This is a genomic window from Burkholderia sp. Bp8998, assembly GCF_003854235.1.
Taxonomy (GTDB): Bacteria; Pseudomonadota; Gammaproteobacteria; order Burkholderiales; family Burkholderiaceae; genus Burkholderia.
Genome location: NZ_QTQF01000018.1, coordinates 66,954 through 91,554 on the forward strand (window position 1 = coordinate 66,954; position 24,601 = coordinate 91,554).

Below are 24,601 nucleotides of genomic sequence, written 5' to 3' on the forward strand. Positions count from 1 at the left end.
GATTCAACCGAGGCGGCCGGCATGAAGCCGGGCCGCCCCGTCACCACATTTAGGGAAACACCATGTCCGACGTCGAAAACCAACCGTTCTTCAACATCCAGCGCGTCTACCTGAAGGATATGTCGCTCGAGCAGCCGAATTCGCCGGCGATTTTCCTCGAGCAGGACATGCCGTCGGTTGAAGTCGAAGTCGACGTCAAGGCGGAACGCCTCGCGGAAAGCGTGTTCGAAGTCGTCGTGTCGGGTACCGTCACCGCGAAGGTGAAGGACAAGGTCGCGTTCCTGATCGAAGCGAAGCAGGCCGGCATTTTCGACATTCGCAACATTCCCGACGAACAGCTCGACCCGCTCGTCGGCATCGCCTGCCCGACGATCCTGTTCCCGTACCTGCGCTCGAACATCGCCGACGCGATCACGCGTGCGGGCTTCCCGCCGATCCACCTGGCGGAAATCAACTTCCAGGCGCTGTACGAGCAGCGCCTCGCGCAGCTTCAGCAGCAGGCCGGTGCGGCAGGCGCGCCGAACGGCACGACGCTGAACTGACGTTTCACTCCGGACCGGTGCTGGGTATGAAAGTAGCCGTTCTCGGCGCCGGTGCCTGGGGCACCGCGCTCGCGGGCCATCTGGCCGCGCGGCACGATACGTTTCTCTGGGCGCGCGACGCCGCGCTGATCGCTGGGCTGCAGGCCCGGCACGAAAATTCCCGCTATCTGGACGGCATCGCGCTGCCCGATGCGCTGCGCTACGACGCCGATCTCGGCGCCGCGCTCGCGCATGGCGCCGCGGACGACGCGCTGTGCGTGATCGCGGCACCCGTGGCGGGCTTGCGCACGCTGTTCGGCGCGATGCGCGACGCGGGCTGCGTGCCCGCGCATGTCGTGTGGGTCTGCAAGGGCTTCGAGGCCGACACGCATCTGCTGCCGCACCAGGTGATCGCGGCCGAGCTGCCGGGGCAGCACAGCAACGGCGTGCTGTCGGGGCCGAGCTTTGCCCGCGAGGTCGGGCTCGGGCTGCCCGTCGCGCTGACGGTCGCGAGCACGTCCGCCGAATGCCGCGAGCGCACGCTTGCCGCGTTTCATCACGGCGCGATGCGGATCTACACGGGTGACGACGTGGTCGGCGTCGAGGTCGGCGGCGCGGTGAAGAACGTGCTGGCGATCGCGACCGGCATCGCCGACGGTCTCGGTCTCGGGCTAAATGCGCGCGCCGCGCTGGTCACGCGCGGCCTCGCCGAAATGTCACGCCTCGGCGTCGCGCTCGGCGGCCGTGCGGAAACCTTCACGGGCCTCACGGGCCTCGGCGACCTGATCCTCACCGCGACGGGCGACCTGTCGCGCAATCGCACGGTCGGCCTGCAGCTGGCAGCCGGCCGCTCGCTGAACGACATCCTCGGCGCCCTCGGCCATGTGGCCGAAGGGGTGCGCTGCGCGCAGGCCGTGCTCGCGCTCGCGCGTGCGCAATCGATCGAAATGCCGATCACCGAAGCCGTATGCGGCGTGCTGTTCGACGGCGTCGCACCGCGCGATGCGGTCAGCGGCCTGCTGCGGCGCGACGCGCGCGCCGAATAACACCGACGAATCACGCCGACGAATCACGCCGATTCTTGCGGCCCGGCGCGCTCGCGCAAAGCGGGCGGCGCCAAAGCGCACTACGCTTGAACAGTCTCCGGCGTTTCGGGAGGGTGTCATGCTGCAGATCGGTTCCACCACGCTCGACGTGCAACTCGTCGACATCACGACGCTCGACGTCGACGCGATCGTCAACGCCGCGAACGGTTCGCTGCTCGGCGGCGGCGGGGTCGACGGCGCGATCCATCGCGCGGCCGGCCCGGGGCTGCTCGCCGAGTGCCGCACGCTCGGCGGCTGCGAGACCGGCGACGCGAAGCTCACGCGCGGCCACGGGTTGCCGGCCCGGTACGTGATTCATGCGGTCGGCCCGGTGTGGCATGGCGGCGGACGCGGCGAGCCGGAGCTGCTCGCGGCATGCTACCGGCGCGCGATCGAGTTGGCCGAGGAGGTGGCGGCGACCTCGATCGCATTCCCGGCGATCAGCTGCGGCGTGTATCGCTATCCGGCCGACGAGGCCGTCGACATCGCGGTCGGCACGGTCGTCGAAATGCTGCCGCAGGCGCCGAACCTCGCACGCGTGGTATTCGCGTGCTTTTCATCCGACATCTACGACCTGTATCGCGCGCGGCTCGCGCGCATCTAGCGGGTCCGGCCCGCGCGGCGCGGGCCGGGCGGGCGTGTCAGGCGCCGCCGTCGAAACCGGCCTGGCGCCACGCCTCGAACACGACCACGGCCACCGTGTTCGACAGGTTCAGGCTGCGGTTGCCCGGCCGCATCGGCAGGCGCACGCGCTGTTCGTTCGGGAAGCGTTCGAGCAGGTCGGCCGGCAGGCCGCGCGTTTCCGAGCCGAACACGAACCAGTCGCCCGGCACGAACGCATGGTCGTGGAAGCGGCCCGAGCCGCGGGTCGTGAATGCGAACATCCGCGCGGGATCGGGTGCCTCGGCCGCGACGAACGCGTCCCAGTCGCGGTGCACGCGCATTTGCGCGTACTCGTGATAGTCGAGGCCCGCGCGGCGCATCTTCGCGTCGTCGAGCGGAAAGCCGAGCGGCTCGATCAGGTGCAGGCGCGCGCCGGTGTTGGCGCACAGGCGGATCACGTTGCCGGTGTTCGGCGGAATTTCTGGGGCGACGAGGACGACGTTGAACATGGTTGGGTCTGGCTGGGCCGGCCGGGGCGGAGCAACGTGCTGCCGTCCCGGCCGGCCGGTTCGTGACGGCCGTCGCCGTATGCGGGCGGCCGGCCTCTATCTAATTAATCCCTGGCGGTGCGCAGCGCAACCAGATTCGTCACGCGCGCGGCACCCGCCGCCTTCAATGCCTGCGCGGCCGCGGCGAGCGTCGCGCCGGACGTCATCACGTCGTCGACCAGCGCCACGTGGCGGCCGGCGAGGTCGCCCGTCACCGCGAACGCCGCGAGCACATTGTCGCGCCGCGCGCGCCGGTCGAGCCGCGACTGCGGCGCGGTTTCGGCCACGCGTGCAAGCAGCGCCGCGTCGGCACGCACGCCGAGCCGGTGCGCAAGCGGCCGCGCGATCGCCCACGCCTGGTTGTAGCCGCGCGCGACGAGCCGCCCGTGCGACAGCGGCACCGGCGCGATCACATCGAAGCCTCCCGCGCCGCGCATCGCGTCCGTGTCGTCGACCCGCTGCGCGAGCCGGGCCGCGAATTCCGCTCCCAGCGCGAGCCGCGCATGAAACTTCAGGCCGCGCGCGAGCCCGTCCAGCGGCGCGCGGTAATCGGCGAGCGCGAGCGTCGCGTCGAACGGCGGCGGCGTCGCGCGGCACGTGTCGCACCGGTAGGTGGACGCGGGGCCGGCGTCACCGTGCCGGTTGCGGTCTGCGCGCGGCCGCGGCCGCCCGACGCCCAGCGGCACCGCGCAGACGTCGCAGCGCAGCCGCGCTTCGTTCCAGTACGCGGCGTCGCAGGCGCTGCAAATCACCGTGTGTGACAAATTGCCGCACAGCGCGCACCGATTCGGCAACGCGAGCGCGACGATGCGCATGGCCAGCGCGCGAACCTGCGACAAAACGACGCGCATCGGGCGCGGGGTGGAACTGCGATCCATCGCGAACACTCCTGGCGGCCCCGTCTCGCTGAAGGCTGCGAGGCGAGCGAGTATACTTCGGGCTCTTCGCCAGTGTGCCCGACATGTCCCCAGCTTCGACTTCAACCGGCCGTCCGGCCAATGACGCCCGGCGTTTGCGGCGGATCTTCGATCGCCGCGCCGCCGCGTTCGACGCGGTCGCGTTCCTGCCGCGCGAGATCGCGCAGCGGATGAACGAGCGCCTCGAATACATCAAGGTGAGTCCCGCGGCCGTGCTCGACGCGGGCTGCGGCCCGGGCGACGACCTGCCGGCGCTGCGCGCGCGCTTTCCCGAAGCCCCGGTGTTCGGCGTCGACCTGTCCGGCGCGATGCTCGCGCGGGCGGGCCAGCGCGAGGTCGAGCAGACGAGCTGGCGCCGCTGGCTGCCCGCGTCGCTCGGCCGGGCACTGGGGCAGCGCGGCCCGCGCGTCGCGCAGGCCGACTTCTCGGTGTTGCCGTTCGCGGCCGGCGCGTTCGACCTGATCTGGTCGAATCTCGCGCTGCACTGGCATTCGCGTCCCGATACGGTGTTCCCTGAATGGCAGCGCGTGCTGCGCGTGAACGGCCTGCTGATGTTCAGTACGCTCGGCCCCGATACGCTGCGCGAGCTGCGCGCGGCCTGTGCGGACGCCGAAGCGGCGCTCGGCATCGCGCCGCCCGCCGCGCGCGTCGTCGATTTCGTCGACATGCACGATCTCGGCGACATGCTCGTCGAGAGCGGCTTCGAGATTCCGGTGATGGACCAGGAAGTGCTGACCGTCACGTACAAGACCCCTGATTCCCTGCTGGCCGACGTGCGCTGCTGGGGCGCCTATCCGTTCGACCGCGCGGTGCCGCAGCGTGCGGCGCGGCGCTTTCGCGCGGCGCTCGGCGATGCGCTGGAAGCGCGCCGGCGCGCGGACGGCACGATTCCGCTGACGTTCGAAGTGATCTACGGCCACGCGTGGAAGGCCGTGCCGCGCACGACCGCCGAGGGGCACGGCATCGTGCGCATCGAAGATATCGGAAAGGGGCGTCCGAAGAATCGGTAAAGCGGTAAAGAGGGGTTTTGTTATGTCTGAAATTAGCGGCGCAAAGCGGGGTCGAATTGACGCCGAAAACGGCCGGGAAGCTTGTGGCGCTTGGCTCGCGGGCCGATAGCCGCTTGCTTGTGGATGCCATTGAACCCGCCTATAATGCGTCAGCTTGTCGTCCCGGGGTCCCCGCAATACGGGCCGACGAGTCCGATGCAGGCATGCATCGCATGCCATTCGCGTGAGGCGGCGATGGAAGCGGCGAGGTTTTTGGCGGAGACGACGAACGATGAGCCGGTCCTCGAAGACTGGCTCATGAAACGCAACTGTTCGGCGTCGCCGCGCCAGTTCGTGCTGTTTTACGCGTCGCTCGCGGGCTTCTCGCTGGTGATCGCGGCAGTGCTGATGTGGTGCGGGGCCTGGCTTGTCATGCCCTTCACCGGAATCGAATTGCTGGCGGTAGGCGTCGCGTTCGCGATCTATGCCCGTCATGCGGTCGATTACGAGCGCATCAGGCTGTTTCCGCACCGGCTCGTGATCGAGCGGATGGATGCGGAGCGGTTCACGCAGATCGAATTCAACCCGCGCTGGGTGCGGGTCGAGCCGGGTGCGACGCCACGCGATCCGATTCGACTCGTATCGCGCGGGCAGACCGTCGTAATCGGGCAGCATCTCGCGCAGCACAAGCGTGCGCAGTTCGCCGACGAACTGCGCGTGTCGCTCAGGCGCTGCGGCTGACGAAGCGCGGGCGCCGGCCGGAACAGGCCGGCGGCTTGCGACGGGGGAGGGTTTGAATGGAAATTTTGGGTAAGGATGCTATGAAAACAATCAAGCGAGCCCTCACGGGCGTGCTGGCATGCAGCGGACTGCTCTTTGCCGGCGCTGCTCTGGCGGTCGGTGATAGCCCGGGCGGCCCCCGCGTCAACGAGATCAACTTTCAGCCGCCTGTCACGAAGATCGCCGAGGAGCTCTACGATCTCCACACGATGATGCTGATCCTGTGTACGGTGATCTTCGTCGGCGTGTTCGGCGTGATGTTCTATTCGATCTTCGCGCACCGCAAATCCAAAGGCCACAAGGCCGCCAATTTCCATGAAAGCACGACCGTCGAAATCATCTGGACGATCGTGCCGTTCATCATCGTCGTGCTGATGGCGCTGCCGGCCACGAAGGCCGTCGTCGCGATGAAGGACACGACCAACGCCGATCTCACGATCAAGGTCACCGGCTACCAGTGGAAGTGGGGCTACGACTACGTGAAGGGCCCGGGCGAGGGCATCAGCTTCCTGTCGACGCTCAGCACCCCGCGTGACGAAGTGATGGGCAAGAAGCCGATCACCGAGACCTACCTGCAGGAAGTCGACAACCCGCTCGTCGTGCCGGTCAACAAGAAGATCCGCATCATCACGACCGCGAACGACGTCGTTCACTCGTGGTACGTGCCCGCGTTCGGCGTGAAGCAGGATGCGATCCCCGGCTTCGTGCGCGATACGTGGTTCAAGGCCGACAAGGTCGGCACGTTCCGCGGCTTCTGTACCGAACTGTGCGGCAAGGAACACGCGTTCATGCCGGTCGTCGTCGTCGTGCTGTCGGACGACGACTACGCGAAGTGGGTGACCGCGCAGAAGGCCAAGCTGGCCAGCGCGTCGGTCGATCCGAACAAGGTCTACACGATGGCCGAGCTCGTCGCGCACGGCGAGGAAGTCTACAAGGCGAACTGCGCGGCCTGCCACCAGGTGAACGGCAAGGGCCTCGGCGCCTTCCCGGCGATGGACGGCAGCAAGATCGTGAACGGCCCGATCGCCGGTCACGTCGAGCGCGTGCTGAACGGCAAGGGTGCCATGCCATCGTGGGCGTCGCTGTCGGACCTCGACATCGCATCGGTCATCACGTACGAGCGCAACTCGTGGGGCAACCACAAGAACGACCTGCTGCAGCCGAAGCAAGTGGCTGATGCGCGCAACGGCAAGATGCCGGAAGACACGGCAGGCGCAGCGGCGCCGGCCGAAGCGGCCTCGGCACCGGCGCAAGCCGCGTCGGGCGCGGCCGAGCAGCCGGCGGCAGCATCGGCTTCGGCTGCACTGTCGACGATCTACTTCGAAACGGGCAAGAGCGTGCTGCCGGCCGACGCGAAAGCGGCGATTGCCGCAGCGGCCGACTATGCGAAGGCACATCCGGACGCGAAGCTCGCGCTGTCGGGTTTCACCGACAAGACGGGCTCGGCCGACGCGAACGCCGAACTCGCCAAGCATCGTGCACAAGTCGTGCGCGACGCGCTGAAGGCAGCAGGCGTGGCGGAAGACCACATTATTCTCAAAAAGCCGGAAACGATCACGGGCGGGGCTGACGCCAAGGAAGCCCGGCGGGTCGAGATCGGGCCGGCGGCTTGACGTGTCGCTGAGTTAGTCGACGTATTCGCATTAGGAGATTTTCATGTCTAGCATCGGGCACGACGTAGCCGCGGACCACGCGCACGACGACCACGCGCACGAAGCCCCGCACGGCTGGCGGCGCTGGCTGTTCGCCACCAACCACAAGGACATCGGTACGCTGTACCTGCTGTTCTCGTTCATCATGTTCCTGTCGGGCGGCGTGATGGCACTCGGCATCCGTGCCGAACTGTTCGAGCCGGGCCTGCAGATCATGCGTCCGGAGTTCTTCAACGAACTCACGACGATGCACGGCCTGATCATGGTGTTCGGCGCGATCATGCCGGCGTTCGTCGGCTTCGCGAACTGGATGATTCCGCTGCAGATCGGCGCGTCGGACATGGCGTTCGCGCGGATGAACAACTTCAGCTTCTGGCTGCTGCCGGTCGCGGCCGTGCTGCTGGTCGGTTCGTTCTTCGCGCCGGGCGGCGCGACGGCCGCCGGCTGGACGCTGTATGCACCGCTGTCGACGCAGATGGGCCCGGGCATGGACTTCGCGATCTTCGCGGTCCACATCATGGGCGCGTCGTCGATCATGGGCGGGATCAACATCGTCGTGACGATCCTGAACATGCGCGCACCGGGCATGACGCTGATGAAGATGCCGATGTTCGCATGGACCTGGCTGATCACCGCGTACCTGCTGATCGCCGTGATGCCGGTTCTGGCAGGCGCGATCACGATGGTGCTGTTCGACCGCCACTTCGGCACGTCGTTCTTCAACGCGGCAGGCGGCGGCGACCCGGTGATGTACCAGCACATCTTCTGGTTCTTCGGCCACCCCGAGGTGTACATCATGATTCTGCCGGCGTTCGGGATCGTGTCGCAGGTGATCCCGGCGTTCGCACGCAAGACGCTGTTCGGCTATAGCTCGATGGTGTACGCGACGGCTTCGATCGCGATCCTGTCGTTCATGGTCTGGGCGCACCACATGTTCGCAACGGGCATGCCGGTCACCGGTCAGCTGTTCTTCATGTACGCGACGATGCTGATCGCGGTGCCGACAGGCGTGAAGGTGTTCAACTGGCTCGCGACGATGTGGCGCGGCTCGATGACGTTCGAAACCCCGATGCTGTTCGCGATCGGCTTCCTGTTCGTGTTCACGTTCGGCGGTCTGACGGGCCTGATGCTCGCGATGGCGCCGCTCGACATCCAGTACCACGGCACGTACTTCGTGGTGGCGCACTTCCACTACGTGCTGGTGGCCGGGTCGCTGTTCGCGCTGTTCTCGGGCTGGTACTACTGGGCGCCGAAGTGGACGGGCTGGATGTACAACGAGACGCGCGGCAAGATCCACTTCTGGTCGTCGATGATCTTCTTCAACCTGACGTTCTTCCCGATGCACTTCGTCGGTCTCGCGGGCATGCCGCGCCGCTATGCGGACTACCCGGCGCAGTTCACGGACTTCAACCAGGTGGCGACGATCGGCGCATTCGGCTTCGGTCTCGCGCAGGTGTACTTCCTGTTCGCGGTCGCGCTGCCGGCCTACCGTGGCGGCGGCGACCTGGAAAAGGCGTCGGACAAGCCGTGGGATGGCGCGACGGGCCTCGAGTGGACGGTGCCGAGCCCGGCTCCCTTCCACACGTTCGAGCAACCGCCGCACGTCGAGTAAGTTTCACCCGGCGTTCCGCCGCTGCCTGCCGCGCAGGCAGGCGCGGCGGGCGCCGAATCGAAGTTTCAGAGAAGTTTCAGATGAACCGGAATCCACAAGAAAGACGAACGCCCGAGCAGATTCGCGCGGGCAACAAGCGGCTCGGCCTCGTCTTGCTCGTCATCGCCGCCGTTTTTTTTGTGGGTGTCGTGATCAAGCAGTGGTGGCTGTCCACCCACTGATGCAGTAACTGACGCAGTAGCGAGGAAGTTGTCGTATGTCGAAGCCGGAAGAGGGCGCCGTCGATCGCGCATTCAATCGTTCGATGCTGGTGAAGCTCTTCGTCGTGGCCGGGCTGATGTTCGGCTTCGGCTTCGCGCTGATTCCGATGTATCGCGCGATCTGCCAGATCACCGGCATCAACAACCTGGTGCAGCGTGATGTCAGCGAACGCGAGGTGAAGAACTCGCAGGTCGACATGAGCCGCACGGTGTCGGTCGAGTTCGATGCGAATGCGCGCGGCCCGCTCGGTTTCAAGCCGGAGCACAACAGCCTCGACGTGCATCCGGGCGAACTGACGACGATCGTGTACGACGTGACCAACGGGCAGGGCCGGCCGGTGGTGGCGCAGGCGATTCCGAGCTACGCGCCGAAGCAGGCGACGGAGTTCTTCAAGAAGATCGAGTGTTTTTGCTTCACGCAGCAGACGCTGGCCGCGCACGAGTCGCGCAAGATGCCGGTGGTGTTCGTGATCGATCCGAAGCTGCCGAAGGACGTGAAGACGATCACGCTGTCGTACACGTTCTTCGAGCTGAACGCGCCGGCCGCGCCGGCGCCGGCACCGGGCAAGACGGCGGCGCAGGGCGCGGCGAAGCCGGACGCATGACGACGGAGACGGGGCGATGACGGAGACCAAGCGGAGCGGGTCGTTCGGCCAGGCGGTGCGAGCGGTGTTGTGGTCGTTCTTCGGGGTGCGCAAGCGGCGCGACCTCGAGGCCGACGCGACGCAGCTGAATCCGCTGCACGTGCTGATCGTCGCGTTGATCGCGGCCGGTGTGTTCATCGGCGTGCTGATCCTGATCGTGCGCGCGGTGGTGGGCTGAGGCTCGCGGCTGGAAAGAATGCAGTGCGCAGCGCATCGGCGCTGCGTGCGGGAAAGAGCGGCGGCGGTCGCGCCGCGCAAGAAATAAAGCCGGAGCGGTTTCCGGTACACAAATTGGACTGAAGTGGAGAATCAAGCATGAGCGGTCAAAACCAGACCCCGTACTATTTCGTGCCGCATCCGTCGCAGCATCCGATCAGCGCGGCCATCGGCCTGCTGGTCATGCTCGCGTCGGTGGCGCTGTGGATCAACGGTCACGACTGGGCTCCGTATACGGCGCTGCTTGGCCTGCTGTGGTTGCTCTTCACGCTGTATCACTGGTTCGGCGACGCGATCGCCGAGTCGGAAGGCGGTCATTACGGCAAGAACGTCGACAAGTCGTACCGCTGGAGCATGAGCTGGTTCATCTTCTCCGAAGTCATGTTCTTCGGCGCATTCTTCGGCGCGCTGTTCTATGCGCGTGAAATCGCGCTGCACCAGCTTGGCAGCCTCGACTACAAGCTGATCTGGCCGGACTTCTCCGCCGTGTGGCCGAACGAAGGCCCGGCCGCGCTCGCCGGTCACTTCAAGACGATGGGCCCGTGGCCGGTCCCGACGATCAACACCGCATTCCTGCTGGCGTCGGGCGCGACGCTGACGGTGTCGCACCATGCACTGCGTGACAATCACCGCAACAAGGCGATCGCCTGGCTGGCCGCGACGCTCGTGCTCGGTGTCAGCTTCCTGTTCCTGCAGGGCTTCGAGTACTACCACGCGTACAACGAACTGAACCTGACGCTGAACTCGGGCGTGTACGGTTCGACGTTCTTCCTGCTGACGGGCTTCCACGGGTTCCACGTGTTCCTCGGCGGCACGATGCTCGCGGTGGTGCTGGTGCGGATGATCCGCGGCCACTTCAAGCCGGATCACCACTTCGCATTCGAAGGCGCCGCGTGGTACTGGCACTTCGTCGACGTCGTCTGGCTCGGCCTGTACGTCGTCGTCTACTGGCTGTAAATGCAACAACGGCCCGCGCAGCGATGCGCGGGCCGTTTTCATTGGCGGGGACGGGGCAGCGGCTGGCTGCCTGCGCTCGACGCCAATCCGGCGCCGCCGCGACTCAGTCAGGCGGCGCTTTTGCTTGGTGGCGCCGTTGTGCGGCGAAATGTCACAGCGGACACGGCGGCCGCCGTGGGGAAGGCATCAACGCCCGATCGGCAGGCCGGTCGAATGGATCCAGCCCATCCAGTTCGCGAACAGGATGAACAGGAACAGCGAGGCCGACAGCCCGACGCGGGTGGCAAGCGACCACACCATGCGTTTCGTATGGCCGCGGTCTTGCATCATGAAGTAGAGTGCCGAGCCCATGCTGGCGATGATGAGGACGAAGGCGATGGGAACGAGGATGTGCATGACACGAACCGGACGACGGCAATTCGAAAGGAAGAGGATAATTATCGCACTTCGCTTTCGCGATTGCGCCTCGCGGGTGGCCCGATGAAGATCCGCTGGCTGCCTGCGCTGTTGATTCTCGTCGTCGTCGCGGTCACGATTCGTCTCGGATTCTGGCAGCGCGACCGCGCGCACCAGAAGGAAGCGCTGCAGGCGAGTATCGTGCGCTACGAGCACGCGGTGCCCGTCGACGTCGGGGCGCAGCCGATTCCGCTCGCATCGATCGAGTTCCATCGCGTGCGGGCCAGGGGCCGCTTCCTGCCGGATCAGGCGGTGTTCCTCGACAATCGGCCGTATAACGACCAGCCGGGTTTTTACGTCGTGATGCCGTTTAAACTCTCGGGCGGCGGCGTCGTGCTGGTGAACCGCGGCTGGCTGCCGCGCAACATCGCCGATCGCACGGCGATCGAGCCGTTCCCGACGCCCGACGGCGACATCGAGATCGAGGGCATCGCGCGTGCCGACGCGTCGCGTGCGTTCGAACTCGGCGAAGGCGGCTCGGCCGCGCACCAGAAGATCCGGCAGAACCTGGACGTCGCCGCGTATGCGAAGGAAACGGGGCTGCCGCTGCAGCCGTTCGTGATCCAGCAGACGAGCGACGACGGCGACAAGCTCGTGCGCGACTGGCCGGCGGCGACGACCGGCGTCGAGCGCAATTACGGTTACATGTTTCAGTGGTGGGCCATGGCGGCGGCCGCACTCGGCTTCGGCCTGTACGCCGCGCGGCGTGCGGCGAAGAAGTCGGCCGGCGCGTGAGCGCCATGCCAGGACGCGGCGCAAGCGCCGCGGGTTCGTTTCGAGAGGTCTGATTTGTCCATGCAATCTTCCCGTCAGGGTCCGGCCGCAGCGCCGTCGCCTGCGTCCCGCAAGCGCGGCCGCTGGATGCTCGTGCTGCTGGGTCTCGTGTGCGCGGCGCCGATCATCGCGTCGTACTTCACCTATTACGTGATCAAGCCGAAGGGCGGCTCGACCAACTACGGCACGCTGATCGAGCCGCAGCGGCCGATCCCGGCCGACCTGCAGGTCACCGACGAAACCGGCAAGACGGTGCCGCTGTCGTCGCTGCGCGGCGTGTGGCTGTTCGTGATGACCGACCGCAGCGCCTGCGACGACGCATGTGCGCAAAAGCTCTACTTCATGCGCCAGATCCGCGTCACGCAGGCGGGCGAGCGGCACCGGATCACGATGGTGTGGCTGCGCAGCGATGCGGGAGCGATGCCGCAGAAGGTGCTCGACGCGTATCCGGACACGCGCCGGCTCGTCGCCGATCCGGCCGCGGTGGCCGCATGGCTGCCGGCCGACACCGGCACGAAGGACAGCGACCACATCTACATGGTCGACCCGAACGGCAACCTGATGATGCGTTTCCCGAAGAACCCGAACCCCAGCAAGATCAAGTCGGACGTGACGAAACTGCTGAAGTGGTCGAGCATCGGCTAAGGCGAGACAACGAGGCAACCATTCGATGTCGTATCTACTGCAACTCGGCCTGATCGGCCTCTGCATCGCGCTGCTGCCGCTGTCGTACGTATGGGTGAAGGCCGACGACAACAAGTTCCGCAAGCTGGTGTGGATCACCACGTTCCTGACCCTCGACCTGGTGATGTTCGGCGGCTTCACGCGGCTGACCGATTCGGGCCTCGGCTGCCCGGACTGGCCCGGCTGCTACGGCACGTCGTCGCCGTTCATCGCGCACGCCGCGATCACGGCCGCGCACCAGGCGATGCCGACCGGCCCCGTCAGCATGACGAAGGCATGGATCGAGATGATCCACCGCTATTTCGCGATGGCGATCGGCGTGCTGATCATCGCGCAGGTCGTGATCGCATGGTCCGCGCGGCTGCGCCGCCGCCCGCTGCACGTGTCGCCGTGGTGGCCGACGAGCCTCTTGCTGCTGATCGTCGTGCAGGGCGTGTTCGGCGCGTGGACGGTCACGATGAAGCTGCAGCCGGTGATCGTCACGACCCACCTGCTGCTCGGCCTCACGCTGCTCGGCACGCTCGGCTGGCTCGCGGCGCGGCAGACGCCGCTGCCGTCGCATGACCCGGAGGCCGGCCGCTACCGCGCGGCCGCGCTCGCGGCGCTGGTGCTGCTGGTCGTGCAGATCGCGCTCGGCGGCTGGGTGAGCACCAACTACGCAGTGCTCGCGTGTACCGATTTCCCGACCTGCAACGGTCAGTGGATTCCGCCGATGAACTTCGGCCAGGGCTTCCATCTGTGGCGCGCGCTCGGGATGACGAAGGACGGCGACGCGATCACGCAGGACGCGCTGGTCGCGATCCACTGGACCCACCGCACGTTCGCGTTCGTCGTCGTCGCGTACCTGGTCGCGTTCGCGCTGAAGATGCGCCGTTTCGCGTCGCTGCGCCGGCCCGCGAACGGCGTGCTGCTGGTCGTCCTGCTGCAGTTCCTGACGGGCCTGACCAACATCGTGCTGCAGTGGCCGCTGCCGGTCGCCGTCGCGCACAACGGCGGCGCCGCGATCCTGCTGCTGCTCGTCGTCATGTTAAACTTTCGCATCCTTTCAAGCCGCCCCGGCCGTGTCGTGCAGCCCGCGCGCGACGTCGCCCCGGCGTGACCGTCCCCATGCAAAGCACCCTTTCCCAATCGCCCGGTAGCCGGTTCTCGCAGTACATGGCGCTGACGAAGCCGCGTGTCACGCAGCTCGCGGTGTTCTGCGCGGTGATCGGCATGTTTCTCGCGACGCCGGGCATGGTGCCGTGGCATGTGCTGATCGGCGGCACGGTCGGCATCTGGCTGCTGGCCGGCGCCGCGTTCGCGATCAACTGCCTCGTCGAGCAGAAGATCGACGCGATGATGCGCCGTACCGCGTGGCGTCCGTCCGCCCGCGGCGAGATCACGACCCCGCAGATCCTGCTGTTCTCGGCCGTGCTCGGCAGCGTCGGCGCATGGACGCTCTATACCTTCGCGAACCCGCTGACGATGTGGCTGACGATCGCGACGTTCGTCGGCTACGCGGTGATCTATACGCTGTTGCTCAAGCCGATGACGCCGCAGAACATCGTGATCGGCGGCGCATCGGGCGCGATGCCGCCGGCGCTCGGCTGGGCCGCGGTCACCGGCGCGGTGCCCGGCGACGCGTGGATCCTCGTGCTGATCATCTTCGTGTGGACCCCGCCGCATTTCTGGGTGCTGGCGCTCTATCGCCGCAAGGACTACGAAAACGCGGGCCTGCCGATGCTGCCCGTCACGCACGGCGAGAAATTCACGCGGCTGCACATCCTGCTGTACACGGTGATCCTGTTCGCGGTCACGCTGATGCCATTCATCTCCGGGATGAGCGGGGCCGTCTACCTGACGAGCGCGGTGCTGCTCGGCGCGGTGTTCCTCGCCTATGCGTGGAAGATCCACCGCGACTATTCGGACGAACTCGCCCGCAAGGCTTTCCGTTACTCGATCGTCTACCTGTCGCTGCTGTTCGCCGCGCTGCTCGTCGATCACTATGCGCGCCCGCTGCTCGGCGTGTAATCGCACGGTTTGAACGCAATGCTCCATTCATGGTTCGGGCGCCGCGCGCGCCAAGGCTGGATGCTCGCGTGCGCATTCGCGGCAGCGACGCTGCTCGCCGGCTGCGACAACGCACCGAAATTCCAGAATCTCGACATCACCGGCAACACGCAGTTCGGCAGCGATTTCTCGCTGCCCGACACGACCGGCAAGGTGCGCACGCTCGCCGACTTCAAGGGCCGTGCGGTCGTGATGTTCTTCGGCTATACGCACTGTCCCGACGTCTGTCCGACGACGATGGCCGAACTGTCCGAGGCGCTGAAGCAACTCGGGCCCGATGCCGCAAAACGCGTGCAGGTGCTGTTCGTCACCGTCGATCCGGAGCGCGACACGCCCGCGCTGCTCGGCCAGTACGTGCCCGCGTTCGATCCGTCGTTCATCGGCCTGCGGCCGGCCGACGAAGCGGCGCTCAAGAAGGTCACGAAGGATTTCCGCGTGTACTACGCGAAGGTGCCGGGCAAGACGCCCGGCAGCTACACGATGGATCACACTGCCGCGAGCTACGTGTTCGATCGCGACGGCAAGCTGCGCCTGTTCGTGCGCGACGGCCAGGGCCCCGGCCCGTGGGTTCACGACCTGAAGCTGCTGGTCGACTGAGCGGCGTACGCCGCATGTTCGCCCGGGCACTCGCCCGGCGACACGCGTGACGGCCGCGACGCGCCGTCACGCATTCTTGCTGCTTCCCCTCTATCCGCATTCGCCGCCTCGCATGGCGGCGTGTGTGCACATGTTCGCGCTGGCGCGCGTCACGGCAGTGCGGGCACGTTGAAGCCCTGCGCGGCGCGTGTAATCCGGAATTCCGTCACCCGATACGTCGCGAGCCCTTCGGTCACGAACGGATCGGTCTCGAGGATCGCGTCCAGTTCGTCGCGGTCGATGCGGGCCGCGAGGATCACGCCGCCTTCGCGCGGCACCTTCGGCCCCGCCGCGATGAAGATGCCGCGCTCGAACAGCGGCTGCAGATACGCACGGTGGCGTTCGAGCGCATCGTCGATGCGCTCGAGCGACGCGTTGTAGTGAATGTCGATGACGTACATGGATGGCCCTGGAATGTCGCCGGCGCGTGGCGCGCCGGTCAGCCGGTCTTTGTAGCACAGCGGCCGTTCCGTGTCGTGCCGGCCGTCGTGCGTGTATTCAAGTTGTAAGTCTCGCTGCCGTAAATACGGGGCGCGACCGTTTGCGCGCGACCGGCCGTTCGCGCGCAGTGCGGGCATCGACTTCGACAACGAGGCGCGCAGATGAGCAGAATGAGTTTGAACCGCAAGCTGTGGCTCGCGCTTGCGCTGGTATGGATCGGCTTGCTCGGCGTCGGCGCGTGGAGCGCATACGAGACGCGCGCGACGATGCTCGCCGAACGCAAGGAAGGCATCGCCAACCTGGTCGACTCGGCGGTCGGCATCGTGAAGGCATATCATGCGCTCGCGCAGGGCGGCACGCTACCCGAGGCCGACGCGAAGCGCGACGCGCTCGCGAGCCTGGCCGCGATGCGCTACGGCGAGTCGGGCTATGTATTCGTGATGGATTCGAACCCCGTCGTGCTGATGCACCCGACGCTGCCGAAGCTGGTCGGCACGCAGGTCGGCGACTATCTCGATCCGGACGGCAAGCCGCTGTTCGTCACGATCCTGAACGCCGCGAAGGCGACCGGCAGCGGCTTCGCCGAGTATCGCGGCCGGCTGCCGCACAGCGAAACCGCGGTGCCGAAGATCAGCTACGTCACGCGCTTCGCGCCGTGGGACTGGAACATCTCGAGCGGCGTGCTCCTGAAGGACATCGATACCGTCTACTACCGGACGCTGTTCGGTCACCTCGCGGTCGTGTTCGTGATCGGCTTCGTGATCAGCGCGGCGATGCTCGTGATCATCCGTAACGTGCGCGGCAGCCTCGGCGGCGAGCCGGACGAAGCGGCCGCGCTGGCGACCCGCATCGCGCAGGGCGATCTGACGCGGCCGGTGCCGGTGCGCGCGGGCGACGGCACGAGCATGATGGCGGCGATGCGCGACATGCAGGCGCGCCTGCAGGCGACGATCGGCGGAATCCGCCAGTCGGCCGAGTCGCTCGAGGAAACGGCCGCGAGCATGGAGCAGCTGACCGCGACGGTGAAGCAGAACGCCGACAACGCGCGACAGGCGAGCGGGCTCGCGAACAACGCATCGGAGATCGCGCGGGCGGGCAACTACGTCGTCAGTCGCGTGATCGGCACGATGGGCGAGATCGACGACAGCTCGCGCAAGATCGCCGACATCATCGGCGTGATCGAGGGCATCGCGTTCCAGACCAACATCCTCGCGCTGAATGCGGCGGTCGAGGCCGCGCGGGCCGGCGAGCAGGGGCGCGGCTTCGCGGTGGTCGCGGGCGAGGTGCGTTCGCTCGCGCAGCGCAGCGCGACGGCCGCGAAGGAGATCCGCAAGCTGATCGTCGATTCGGTCGAGCGTGTGCGCAACGGCTCGACGCTGGTCGGCCAGGCCGGCACGACGATGGGCGAGATCCTGCAGGCGGTCGCGCGCGTGACCGACATCATGGGCGAGATCGCGGCCGCGTCCGAAGAGCAGGCGAGCGGTATCACGCAGGTCGGGCGCGCGGTCACGCAGATGGACCAGGTCACGCAGCAGAACGCGGCGCTCGTCGAGGAGGCCGCCGCGGCCGCGGCGTCGCTGCAGGAGCAGGCCGGACGGCTGCGCGACGCGATCGGCGCGTTCCGGGTCGCCGATGCCGGGGGCATCGCTCGTTAAAACACAACTAACGGTCGGGTCGCGGGCCGGGTCGCGCATCCTCCGTCAGCACCGCCGCGGTGCATACCCATATGAGCTGGATGTATTTCACTTCCGGCCGATCCTGTGACACCATTTGCCCCTTCCTGCGAGTTCGGGCATACCCGTATCGCGCCCCATTTTCAGTTAGCAAGAAAGCGAGAAACAGATGAAGCGTCGCAGTCTCCTGAAGGTATTTTCCGTGCTGGCCACCGGTGCCGCGCTGACGCTGTCGGCGGGCGCGCACGCCGAAGACAAGGTGATCAAGGTCGGCACGGTGGCCGGTCCGGATTCGGAAGTGTGGCAGGTCGTGCAGAAGGTCGCGAAGGAGAAGGAAGGCCTGAACGTGAAGGTCATCGAATTCAACGACTACGTGCAGCCGAACGCGGCGCTCGACTCGGGCGATCTCGACGCGAACAGCTTCCAGCACCAGCCCTATCTCGACAGCCAGGTGAAGCAGCGCGGCTACAAGATCGTCACCGCGGGCCTGACCTATATCTCGCCGATCGGCGTGTACTCGAAGAAGTTCAAGTCGCTGAAGGACTTGCCGCAAGGCGCGAAGCTCGCGGTGCCGAACGATCCGTCGAACGAGAACCGCGCACTGCTGCTGCTGCAGACGCAAGGCGTGATCAAGCTGAAGGCCGGCGCCGGCACGGGCGGCAACAACGCGACGGTGCTCGACATCGCCGAGAACCCGAAGAAGCTGAAGATCTCCGAGCTCGACGCCGCGCAACTGCCGCGCGTGCTGTCGGACGTCGACGCCGCCGTGATCAACACGAACTACGCGCTCGCCGCGAACCTGCAGCCGACCAAGGACGCGATCGCGCTCGAGGCGCTGACGAGCCCGTACGCGAACGTGATCGCCGTGCGCGCGAAGGACAAGGATCAGCCGTGGGTGAAGAAGCTGGTCAAGGCGTACCAGTCGCCGGAAGTGAAGGAATTCATCAAGAAGCAGTTCAAGGGCTCGATGGTCGCGTCGTTCTGAACGCCGCACACCGGTCGGACTGCTGAAACGAAGGGGCCTGCATCGCGCAGGCCCTTTTTCGTTGGCGCGGCCGGTGGCGGCCGCGCGGCACCCCGCGTTCAGCGCCCGCTCACATCTCGCCGCGCCGCGAGCAGATCGCCATGATCTGCTGGATCGCATAGTTGTCGCGCACGCCCGGCAGCGACTGCACGACGCACTCGTGGAAGCGCCGCTCGCGCGGCAGCAGCATCGCGTTGTTGCGGTACAGCGCGTCGCACGAGCGCTGGATCAGTTGGGCCGCCGCGCCGTTGCGGCTCTCGCGCAGCGCGCCCAGCATGCAGTCGTCGTACTGCGCATAGCCGTCGGTCAGCGCGAGTGCGGCGCTCGGCAGCGCCAGCGCGACCGCCGCGCATGCGATCGCACGGATTCCCCGGTTCATGGGCAGTCCGATGGTGTGGATTGGGTCGGCGGACAGCATAACGTAAAGCGACAGGGGCGGCTGACGCGTTGCGCCGATACCGGCCGGACCGCGGCCGGCCGCGCGTCGCACGCGTTTCGCGGCGGCGCGACGGCAGGGGCGCCGGCTTCCTCCTCGTTTTCATCTGATGAAAATGCCGGCCTCGTAGCAGCACTGTGCGACACGAGCACATTGCCATATACTGTATATCCATACAGTTGTGGGTGGCATCATGCTCGCATCCTCCATTTCTCCCGAATCCCTTCATCCGTCGCTCTGGCGCGGCTCGCAGCTCGCGCGCGGCGGTCCGCGCACGATCGACACGGGCTTCGCGTCGCTGTCCGCCGAACTGCCGGGCGGCGGCTGGCCGGTCGGCGGGCTCGTCGAACTGCTGGCCGCGCAGCCGGGCTGCGGCGAGATGCGGCTGCTCGCGCCCGCGCTCGCACGCACCGTCAGCGCGCGGCGTCCGCTCGCGCTCGTCGCGCCGCCGCAGTCGCCGCATGCGACTGCGCTGGCCGGTCTCGGCGTGCCGTCCGACGCGCTGCTGTGGCTGCGCGCCGGCAGCCGCACCGATGCATTGTGGGCTGCCGAGCAGGCGCTCAGGGCGGGCTGCTGCGGTGCGTTGCTGCTCTGGCAGGACGCGCGGCCCGATGCGCTGCGGCGTCTGCATCTCGCGGCCGCGCGCACCGGCGATACGCTGTTCGTGATGCTGCGCCCGCTGTCGGCCGCGCGGCAGCCGTCACCGGCCGTGCTGCGCGTCGCGCTGCATCCGGTGCCGGGCGGCGTGTCGCTCGACATCGTCAAGCGCCGCGGGCCCGCGCGCAGCGAGCCGCTCGCGCTCGATTTGCCGTCACCCATCGTGGAGAGCCGCTATGCGCGTCTTGCTCGGCATCCATCTGCCGCGCCTGCCGCTCGACGTGTGCGCCCCGCCGCCGTCTGACGCGCAGGCCGGTGCGACCGGCTGCGCGGTGCTCGAGCAAGGTGTCGTGCTGATTGCCGACGCACCCGCGCGGCGGCAGGGCGTGCGCGCGGGCATGAAGCGCGGCGGCGTGCTGACGCTCGCGCCCGACACGCGGCTCGTCGAACGCGATCCCGCCCGCGAGGCCGATGCGCTGCGCGCGGTCGCGCTCGCATTGCTGCGCTTCTCGCCGTGCGTCGCGCTCGACGATGAAGCGACGCTGATCGTCGACGTCGGCCCGAGCCTGCGCCTGTTCGGCGGCCTGCCGGCGCTGTGCCGCCAGGTGCGCGCGACGCTCGCGGCGCTCGGCTATGCGGCGCGCCTGTCCGCCGCGCCGACCGGGCGCGGCGCATGGCTGCTCGCGCGCGTGTCGGCCCGCGCGCGCATCCGGCGCCGCATCGCCGGGCAGGCGTCGCTCGTTCGTGCGCTCGACAGGCTGCCGTGCGTGCTGCTGCCCGACGCGCGCCCGTATGCGGGCTGGTTCGACGGCCTCGGCTGCCGCACGCTCGCCGATCTGCGCGGCCTGCCGCGCGCGGGGCTGCAGCGCCGCTGCGGTCCGGCGCTGCTCGCCGCGCTCGATCGCGCGTATGGCGAGGCGGTCGAGCCGCTCGCGTGGATGGCGGTGCCGCCCGTGTTCGACGTGCGGCTCGAATTGCCGGAACGCGTCGAATACGCGGAAGCCGTGCTGTTCGCCGCGCGGCGGCTCGTCGTGCAGCTCTGCGGCTGGCTGGCCGCACGGCAACTGTCGCTGGCCGCGATGACGTTCGATCTCGAGCACGAGCGCGGCCGCCAGGCCGTGCCGCCGACGCCGCTCGAACTCGCGTTCGCCGCGCCCGTGCGCGACGAAGCGCACTTCATGCGGCTGCTTGGCGAGCGGCTCGCGCGCGTGGAGCTGCCGGCCGCGGTGATCGCGGTGCGGCTGAAGGCCACGCGCGTCGAATCGGTCGCGCCGCCGGCCGACGATCTCTTTCCCGAGCCGGGCGGCACGAAAGAGACGCGTGCGCGGCTGTTCGAGCTGCTGGTCGCGCGGCTCGGCGTGGACAACGTGCTGCGCGCGGCGCCCGTTGCCGATCATCGGCCCGAAGCCGCGAACCGCTGGCTGCCGCTCGATGCACCGGCGGGCAAGCCGGCCGCCGGCCCGCCTGCCGCACCGCCGCGTCCCGCGTGGCTGCTGGCCGAGCCGCTGCCGCTTCTGATGCGCGGGGAGCGGCCGGTATTTCATACGCCACTCAGGATGATGTCGTCGGCCGAGCGGATCGAAGCCGGGTGGTTCGACGGGCAGATGGCCGCACGCGATTACCACGTCGCGCAGGACGAAGCCGGCGCGTGTTATTGGGTGTTCAAGGAGCGTGCGGCGAGCGAGTCCGAACTGCGCTGGTTCCTGCACGGCTTGTTCGGGTGAACGGCGATGGTTGCGGAAATCAGCTGGCTGCCCGATTACGCGGAGTTGTTCTGCCGGTCGAACTTTTCGTTCCTGCATGGCGCGTCGCATGCGGACGAACTGGTCGAGCGGGCGGTGGAACTCGGCTATCGCGGGATCGCGATCACCGACGAATGCTCGCTGGCCGGCGCGCCGCGCATGCATGTCGCCGCGCGGGAGAAAGGGTTGCCGCTCGTCATCGGTTCGTATTTCGAAGTAACCCAAGCGGAAGTCGCACCCGGCCACGATCCGGGGCCGGGTGCGTTCGGGCTCGTGCTGCTTGCGCAGAACCGGGAGGGTTACGGCAATCTTTCCGAGCTGATTTCGTGGCGACGGATGGCCGCGCCGAAGGGCACTTACACGTTGACGTCGCGGATGCTGTCGGCACCGCCTGCAGCGTTCGCGCACCTGCGCGGCATGCCCGACTGCTTCGCGATTCTCGTGCCCACGCATCCCGTGCGTGCGGACGTGCTCGATGCGCAGGTCGCCTGGTTCCGCGCGACCTTCGGCGAGCGCGCACGACTCGGGCTCGTGCAGCTGCAGCGCCCGCTCGACGGCGCACAGCGCGAGGAGATTCGCGCGGCCGGCGAGCGGCGCGGCATGCGTATCGTCGCGCTCGGCGACGTGACGATGCATCGGCGTTCCTGCAAGCCGCTGCAGGACGTGATGACGGCGATCCGCGTCGGGATGCCGGTTTCCGAGTGCGGGTATGCGCTCGCGCCGAATGCGGAACAGCACCTGCGCACGCGGAACCGGATCGCGCAGCTGTTTTCGGCGGAGGAGATTGCGGAAACGTGCGCGATTCTCGGCGCGTGCGATTTCGAACTCGACACGCTGCGCTACGAATACCCCGACGAGATCGTGCCGAAGGGGCTCACGCCGACGCGCTACCTGGAACAGGAAACCTTCGCCGGGGCGGCCGGGCGTTATCCGCAGGGCATTCCGGAAAAGGTCGAGAAGCAGATCAAGTATGAACTCGACCTGATCGCGAGGCTGAGCTACGAACCGTTCTTCCTGACCGTCTACGACATCGTCAAATACGCGCGCAGCCGGAACATCCTGTGCCAGGGCCGCGGCTCGGCCGCGAACTCGGTCGTCTGCTACTGCCTCGGCATCACCGAGGTGAATCCCGAACAGAGCACGATGCTGTTCGAGCGCTTCATCAGCGAGGAGCGCGGCGAGCCGCCGGACATCGACGTCGACTTCGAGCACCAGCGCCGGGAAGAGGTCATTCAGCATATCTACGAAAAATACGGCAAGGATCGCGCCGCGCTCGCGGCGGCCGTCTCGACGTATCGCCCGCGCGGCGTGCTGCGCGAAACCGGCAAGGCGCTCGGCGTCGATCCGATGTTGGTCGACCGCGTCGCGAAGGGGCATCGCTGGTTCGACGGCAGCCGCGACCTGCTGCAGCAATTCGCGACGACCGGCCTCGACCCGGCGACGCCGATCATTCGTGCATGGGCCGAACTGGCGGGGCGCTTGCTCAATTTTCCGCGTCACCTGTCGCAGCACTCGGGCGGCTTCGTGATCAGCCGCGGCAAGCTCACGCGGCTCGTGCCGGTCGAGAACGCGGCGATGGACGGGCGGCGCGTGATCCAGTGGGACAAGGACGATCTTGAATCGCTCAAGCTGATGAAGGTCGACGTGCTCGCGCTCGGCATGCTGTCGGCGCTGCATCGCGCCTTCGACCTGCGCACCGCGTGGCGTGGGCCGCAGAAGGACGGCCAGCCGTTCACGCTGAAGCACATTCCGCAGGATGACGAACCAACCTACGACATGATCTGCCGCGCCGATACAGTCGGCGTGTTCCAGATCGAATCGCGCGCGCAGATGTCGATGCTGCCGCGCCTGAGGCCGCGCAACTACTACGACCTCGTCGTCCAGGTGTCGATCGTGCGTCCCGGGCCGATCCAGGGCGGCGCCGTGCATCCGTATCTGAAGCGGCGCAGGATCGTGGCCGGCGAAGAGGAGGGGGAGGTCACGTATCCGAGCGAGGCGCTCAAGGAAGTGCTCGTTCGCACGCTCGGCGTGCCGATCTTCCAGGAACAGGTGATGCAGATCGCGATCGTCGCGGCGGGCTTCACACCCGGCGAGGCCGACGAGCTGCGCCGCGCGATGGCCGCGTGGAAGCGCAAGGGCAACCTCGAGAAGTATCACGACAAGATCGTCGACGGGATGCTCGAACGCCACTACACGCGCGAATTCGCCGAGCAGATCTTCGAGCAGATCAAGGGCTTCGGCGAATACGGCTTTCCCGAGAGCCACGCGGCCAGCTTCGCGAAACTCGCCTATGCGAGCAGCTGGCTCAAATGCCACGAACCGGCGATCTTCGTCGCGTCGCTGCTGAACAGTCAGCCGATGGGCTTCTACGCGCCCGCGCAGCTTGTGCAGGACGCGAAACGTCACGGCGTGAAGGTCTTGCCGGCCGATGTCACGCGAAGCGGCTGGGAAGCGTCGCTCGAAGCGCTGCCCGGCCAGCCGCCGCCGCACGGCCAGCCCGCGGTGCGGCTCGGCCTGTCGCTCGTGCGCGGCCTCGGCGAGGCCGCCGCGCGGCGCATCGAGGCCGCTCGCGCGGCCGGCCCGTTCGAGAACGTCGACGCGCTCGCGCGTCGCGCGCAACTCGAACGGCGCGATCTCGAAGCGCTCGCCGCCGCGAATGCGCTCGCGACGCTCGCCGGCCATCGCCGCGATGCACTGTGGCAGGCTGTCGCCGCGGCTCCCGAGCGCGATTTGCTCGCCGCCGCGCCGATCGACGAAACGGAGAAGCCCGTGCTCGGCGCGCCGTCGGAAGCCGACGACATCCTCGCCGACTATCACACCACCGGCCTTACGCTGAATCGCCACCCGGTCGCGTTGCTGAGGCCCGCGTTGCGCGCGCAGCGGCTGTCGTCCGCGGCCGAGTTGCGCGATCGTCCCGACGGACGGCTCGCGCGCGCGTGCGGGCTCGTGATCGCGCGGCAGATGCCGGGCACCGCGAAGGGGGTGATGTTCATGACGCTCGAGGACGAGACGGGCTGCGTGAACGTGATCGTGCGGCCCGAACTACTGGCGCGGCAGCGCCGCGAAACGCTCGATTCGCGACTGCTCGCGGCGTCGGGCGTGTGGCAGGTCGTCAGCAACGTGAGGCACCTCGTCGCGCAGCATTTCGAGGATCTGACACCGCTGCTCGGCGGCCTGCGCACGTCGAGCCGCGAGTTCCACTGACGCGGCGTGCCGGCATGCCGCCCGCGCGCTGCTGCCGGATGCATACCAGTCGGCCGAACTGGTTCTATTCTGGTCTCGTTTTCGACCCTCCAAACCAGCCG

General features: G+C 67.5%; 26 protein-coding genes. 21 read left to right on the forward strand and 5 right to left on the reverse strand.

The genetic code is table 11. The features are described from left to right. Positions 1–62 precede the first annotated feature (62 nt). The 3 genes from secB to DIE06_RS19075 all read left to right on the forward strand — a co-directional run bounded on the left by secB (position 63) and on the right by DIE06_RS19075 (position 2,210). Positions 63–542: a protein-export chaperone SecB gene (gene secB, locus DIE06_RS19065; protein ID WP_011658008.1), complete on the forward strand. Its 480-nt coding sequence runs from the start codon at positions 63–65 to the stop codon at positions 540–542. A gap of 26 nt (positions 543–568) precedes the next feature. Next, positions 569–1,567, forward strand: a complete 999-nt coding sequence (locus DIE06_RS19070; protein WP_124662686.1) for an NAD(P)H-dependent glycerol-3-phosphate dehydrogenase — start codon at positions 569–571, stop codon at positions 1,565–1,567. A gap of 118 nt (positions 1,568–1,685) precedes the next feature. Further along, on the forward strand, positions 1,686–2,210 hold the full coding sequence (locus DIE06_RS19075; protein ID WP_124662687.1) for an O-acetyl-ADP-ribose deacetylase: 525 nt from the start codon (positions 1,686–1,688) through the stop codon (positions 2,208–2,210). 37 nt (positions 2,211–2,247) lie between these two features. On the opposite strand, the gene trmL is transcribed toward DIE06_RS19075, so the two are convergent. Beyond that, on the reverse strand, positions 2,248–2,718 hold the full coding sequence (gene trmL, locus DIE06_RS19080; RefSeq protein WP_124662688.1) for a tRNA (uridine(34)/cytosine(34)/5-carboxymethylaminomethyluridine(34)-2'-O)-methyltransferase TrmL: 471 nt from the start codon (positions 2,716–2,718) through the stop codon (positions 2,248–2,250). 104 nt (positions 2,719–2,822) lie between these two features. Then, on the reverse strand, positions 2,823–3,635 hold the full coding sequence (locus tag DIE06_RS19085) for a ComF family protein (RefSeq protein ID WP_124662689.1): 813 nt from the start codon (positions 3,633–3,635) through the stop codon (positions 2,823–2,825). Positions 3,636–3,718: 83 nt separating this feature from the next. On the opposite strand from DIE06_RS19085, the gene DIE06_RS19090 reads away from it, so the two are divergent. The 8 genes from DIE06_RS19090 (at position 3,719) to DIE06_RS19120 (ending at position 10,784) form a co-directional block, all read left to right on the forward strand. Continuing rightward, positions 3,719–4,684, forward strand: a complete 966-nt coding sequence (locus DIE06_RS19090; protein WP_124662690.1) for a methyltransferase domain-containing protein — start codon at positions 3,719–3,721, stop codon at positions 4,682–4,684. 195 nt (positions 4,685–4,879) lie between these two features. Further along, positions 4,880–5,404: a DUF2244 domain-containing protein gene (locus tag DIE06_RS19095; RefSeq protein WP_124662691.1), complete on the forward strand. Its 525-nt coding sequence runs from the start codon at positions 4,880–4,882 to the stop codon at positions 5,402–5,404. Positions 5,405–5,460: 56 nt separating this feature from the next. Further along, entirely contained in the window at positions 5,461–7,056 is a 1,596-nt protein-coding gene (gene coxB, locus DIE06_RS19100; RefSeq protein WP_124662692.1) for a cytochrome c oxidase subunit II, read from the forward strand. Between the two features lie 43 nt (positions 7,057–7,099). Then, the gene (gene ctaD / locus DIE06_RS19105) at positions 7,100–8,707 is read left to right on the forward strand and encodes a cytochrome c oxidase subunit I (RefSeq protein WP_124662693.1); all 1,608 of its coding nucleotides are present in this window, start codon (positions 7,100–7,102) and stop codon (positions 8,705–8,707) included. Between the two features lie 80 nt (positions 8,708–8,787). After that, on the forward strand, positions 8,788–8,928 hold the full coding sequence (locus DIE06_RS38335) for a cytochrome oxidase small assembly protein (protein ID WP_185733425.1): 141 nt from the start codon (positions 8,788–8,790) through the stop codon (positions 8,926–8,928). A gap of 35 nt (positions 8,929–8,963) precedes the next feature. After that, positions 8,964–9,572, forward strand: a complete 609-nt coding sequence (locus DIE06_RS19110) for a cytochrome c oxidase assembly protein (protein ID WP_124662694.1) — start codon at positions 8,964–8,966, stop codon at positions 9,570–9,572. 16 nt (positions 9,573–9,588) lie between these two features. Beyond that, the gene (locus tag DIE06_RS19115) at positions 9,589–9,789 is read left to right on the forward strand and encodes a DUF2970 domain-containing protein (protein WP_006752057.1); all 201 of its coding nucleotides are present in this window, start codon (positions 9,589–9,591) and stop codon (positions 9,787–9,789) included. Between the two features lie 137 nt (positions 9,790–9,926). Further along, on the forward strand, positions 9,927–10,784 hold the full coding sequence (locus tag DIE06_RS19120) for a cytochrome c oxidase subunit 3 (RefSeq protein ID WP_124662695.1): 858 nt from the start codon (positions 9,927–9,929) through the stop codon (positions 10,782–10,784). A 186-nt stretch (positions 10,785–10,970) separates the two neighbouring features. Here the strand turns inward: DIE06_RS19120 and DIE06_RS19125 are convergent, their stop codons facing one another. Beyond that, on the reverse strand, positions 10,971–11,180 hold the full coding sequence (locus tag DIE06_RS19125; protein ID WP_124662696.1) for a twin transmembrane helix small protein: 210 nt from the start codon (positions 11,178–11,180) through the stop codon (positions 10,971–10,973). Positions 11,181–11,264: 84 nt separating this feature from the next. Here DIE06_RS19125 and DIE06_RS19130 point away from each other — a divergent pair, with 84 nt between their 5' ends. The 5 genes from DIE06_RS19130 to DIE06_RS19150 are packed head-to-tail and all read left to right on the forward strand — an operon-like array spanning position 11,265 to position 15,344. Continuing rightward, positions 11,265–11,975, forward strand: coding sequence for an SURF1 family protein (locus DIE06_RS19130; RefSeq protein ID WP_260433650.1), 711 nt, complete (start codon positions 11,265–11,267; stop codon positions 11,973–11,975). 60 nt (positions 11,976–12,035) lie between these two features. After that, positions 12,036–12,659 carry a cytochrome C oxidase subunit I gene (locus DIE06_RS19135; RefSeq protein WP_124662698.1) on the forward strand — a complete coding sequence of 208 codons (624 nt, stop codon included), beginning with the start codon at positions 12,036–12,038 and terminating at the stop codon, positions 12,657–12,659. Positions 12,660–12,684: 25 nt separating this feature from the next. Continuing rightward, positions 12,685–13,797 carry a heme A synthase gene (locus tag DIE06_RS19140; protein ID WP_124662699.1) on the forward strand — a complete coding sequence of 371 codons (1,113 nt, stop codon included), beginning with the start codon at positions 12,685–12,687 and terminating at the stop codon, positions 13,795–13,797. 8 nt (positions 13,798–13,805) lie between these two features. Further along, positions 13,806–14,708, forward strand: coding sequence for a heme o synthase (cyoE, locus tag DIE06_RS19145; RefSeq protein WP_124662700.1), 903 nt, complete (start codon positions 13,806–13,808; stop codon positions 14,706–14,708). 18 nt (positions 14,709–14,726) lie between these two features. Then, positions 14,727–15,344, forward strand: a complete 618-nt coding sequence (locus DIE06_RS19150; protein ID WP_059599875.1) for an SCO family protein — start codon at positions 14,727–14,729, stop codon at positions 15,342–15,344. A 149-nt stretch (positions 15,345–15,493) separates the two neighbouring features. Here DIE06_RS19150 and DIE06_RS19155 read toward each other — a convergent pair whose 3' ends face one another. Then, positions 15,494–15,784, reverse strand: coding sequence for a YciI family protein (locus DIE06_RS19155; RefSeq protein WP_044848209.1), 291 nt, complete (start codon positions 15,782–15,784; stop codon positions 15,494–15,496). Positions 15,785–15,985: 201 nt separating this feature from the next. On the opposite strand from DIE06_RS19155, the gene DIE06_RS19160 reads away from it, so the two are divergent. Both DIE06_RS19160 and DIE06_RS19165 read left to right on the forward strand, forming a co-directional pair. Then, positions 15,986–17,479: a methyl-accepting chemotaxis protein gene (locus DIE06_RS19160; protein WP_124662701.1), complete on the forward strand. Its 1,494-nt coding sequence runs from the start codon at positions 15,986–15,988 to the stop codon at positions 17,477–17,479. A 187-nt stretch (positions 17,480–17,666) separates the two neighbouring features. After that, the gene (locus tag DIE06_RS19165) at positions 17,667–18,482 is read left to right on the forward strand and encodes a MetQ/NlpA family ABC transporter substrate-binding protein (protein WP_124615819.1); all 816 of its coding nucleotides are present in this window, start codon (positions 17,667–17,669) and stop codon (positions 18,480–18,482) included. Positions 18,483–18,591: 109 nt separating this feature from the next. Here the strand turns inward: DIE06_RS19165 and DIE06_RS19170 are convergent, their stop codons facing one another. Next, positions 18,592–18,900 carry a VF_A0006 family four-cysteine protein gene (locus tag DIE06_RS19170; protein ID WP_124662702.1) on the reverse strand — a complete coding sequence of 103 codons (309 nt, stop codon included), beginning with the start codon at positions 18,898–18,900 and terminating at the stop codon, positions 18,592–18,594. Between the two features lie 250 nt (positions 18,901–19,150). On the opposite strand from DIE06_RS19170, the gene imuA reads away from it, so the two are divergent. From imuA to DIE06_RS19185, 3 genes are read left to right on the forward strand one after another with little or no spacing between them, the layout of a single operon-like run. Then, positions 19,151–19,858, forward strand: coding sequence for a translesion DNA synthesis-associated protein ImuA (gene imuA, locus DIE06_RS19175; RefSeq protein ID WP_124662703.1), 708 nt, complete (start codon positions 19,151–19,153; stop codon positions 19,856–19,858). Then, positions 19,791–21,278 carry a DNA polymerase Y family protein gene (locus tag DIE06_RS19180; protein ID WP_124662704.1) on the forward strand — a complete coding sequence of 496 codons (1,488 nt, stop codon included), beginning with the start codon at positions 19,791–19,793 and terminating at the stop codon, positions 21,276–21,278. Before imuA ends, DIE06_RS19180 begins: the two co-directional genes overlap by 68 nt. 6 nt (positions 21,279–21,284) lie before the next feature. Further along, positions 21,285–24,500 (forward strand): error-prone DNA polymerase, encoded by a 3,216-nt coding sequence (locus DIE06_RS19185; RefSeq protein ID WP_124662705.1) that lies wholly within the window; start codon positions 21,285–21,287, stop codon positions 24,498–24,500. The last annotated feature ends 101 nt before the right edge of the window (positions 24,501–24,601 follow it).

Excerpts from the sequence above, each read along its gene's own strand:
- secB (WP_011658008.1), top strand. The coding sequence starts at position 63 with ATGTCCGACGTCGAAAACCAACCGTTCTTCAACATCCAGCGCGTCTAC.
- DIE06_RS19070 (WP_124662686.1), top strand. The coding sequence starts at position 569 with ATGAAAGTAGCCGTTCTCGGCGCCGGTGCCTGGGGCACCGCGCTCGCG.
- DIE06_RS19075 (WP_124662687.1), top strand. The coding sequence starts at position 1,686 with ATGCTGCAGATCGGTTCCACCACGCTCGACGTGCAACTCGTCGACATC.
- trmL (WP_124662688.1), bottom strand. The coding sequence starts at position 2,718 with ATGTTCAACGTCGTCCTCGTCGCCCCAGAAATTCCGCCGAACACCGGC.
- DIE06_RS19085 (WP_124662689.1), bottom strand. The coding sequence starts at position 3,635 with ATGGATCGCAGTTCCACCCCGCGCCCGATGCGCGTCGTTTTGTCGCAG.
- DIE06_RS19090 (WP_124662690.1), top strand. The coding sequence starts at position 3,719 with ATGTCCCCAGCTTCGACTTCAACCGGCCGTCCGGCCAATGACGCCCGG.
- DIE06_RS19095 (WP_124662691.1), top strand. The coding sequence starts at position 4,880 with ATGCAGGCATGCATCGCATGCCATTCGCGTGAGGCGGCGATGGAAGCG.
- coxB (WP_124662692.1), top strand. The coding sequence starts at position 5,461 with ATGGAAATTTTGGGTAAGGATGCTATGAAAACAATCAAGCGAGCCCTC.
- ctaD (WP_124662693.1), top strand. The coding sequence starts at position 7,100 with ATGTCTAGCATCGGGCACGACGTAGCCGCGGACCACGCGCACGACGAC.
- DIE06_RS38335 (WP_185733425.1), top strand. The coding sequence starts at position 8,788 with ATGAACCGGAATCCACAAGAAAGACGAACGCCCGAGCAGATTCGCGCG.
- DIE06_RS19110 (WP_124662694.1), top strand. The coding sequence starts at position 8,964 with ATGTCGAAGCCGGAAGAGGGCGCCGTCGATCGCGCATTCAATCGTTCG.
- DIE06_RS19115 (WP_006752057.1), top strand. The coding sequence starts at position 9,589 with ATGACGGAGACCAAGCGGAGCGGGTCGTTCGGCCAGGCGGTGCGAGCG.
- DIE06_RS19120 (WP_124662695.1), top strand. The coding sequence starts at position 9,927 with ATGAGCGGTCAAAACCAGACCCCGTACTATTTCGTGCCGCATCCGTCG.
- DIE06_RS19125 (WP_124662696.1), bottom strand. The coding sequence starts at position 11,180 with ATGCACATCCTCGTTCCCATCGCCTTCGTCCTCATCATCGCCAGCATG.
- DIE06_RS19130 (WP_260433650.1), top strand. The coding sequence starts at position 11,265 with ATGAAGATCCGCTGGCTGCCTGCGCTGTTGATTCTCGTCGTCGTCGCG.
- DIE06_RS19135 (WP_124662698.1), top strand. The coding sequence starts at position 12,036 with ATGCAATCTTCCCGTCAGGGTCCGGCCGCAGCGCCGTCGCCTGCGTCC.
- DIE06_RS19140 (WP_124662699.1), top strand. The coding sequence starts at position 12,685 with ATGTCGTATCTACTGCAACTCGGCCTGATCGGCCTCTGCATCGCGCTG.
- cyoE (WP_124662700.1), top strand. The coding sequence starts at position 13,806 with ATGCAAAGCACCCTTTCCCAATCGCCCGGTAGCCGGTTCTCGCAGTAC.
- DIE06_RS19150 (WP_059599875.1), top strand. The coding sequence starts at position 14,727 with ATGCTCCATTCATGGTTCGGGCGCCGCGCGCGCCAAGGCTGGATGCTC.
- DIE06_RS19155 (WP_044848209.1), bottom strand. The coding sequence starts at position 15,784 with ATGTACGTCATCGACATTCACTACAACGCGTCGCTCGAGCGCATCGAC.
- DIE06_RS19160 (WP_124662701.1), top strand. The coding sequence starts at position 15,986 with ATGAGCAGAATGAGTTTGAACCGCAAGCTGTGGCTCGCGCTTGCGCTG.
- DIE06_RS19165 (WP_124615819.1), top strand. The coding sequence starts at position 17,667 with ATGAAGCGTCGCAGTCTCCTGAAGGTATTTTCCGTGCTGGCCACCGGT.
- DIE06_RS19170 (WP_124662702.1), bottom strand. The coding sequence starts at position 18,900 with ATGAACCGGGGAATCCGTGCGATCGCATGCGCGGCGGTCGCGCTGGCG.
- imuA (WP_124662703.1), top strand. The coding sequence starts at position 19,151 with ATGCTCGCATCCTCCATTTCTCCCGAATCCCTTCATCCGTCGCTCTGG.
- DIE06_RS19180 (WP_124662704.1), top strand. The coding sequence starts at position 19,791 with ATGCGCGTCTTGCTCGGCATCCATCTGCCGCGCCTGCCGCTCGACGTG.
- DIE06_RS19185 (WP_124662705.1), top strand. The coding sequence starts at position 21,285 with ATGGTTGCGGAAATCAGCTGGCTGCCCGATTACGCGGAGTTGTTCTGC.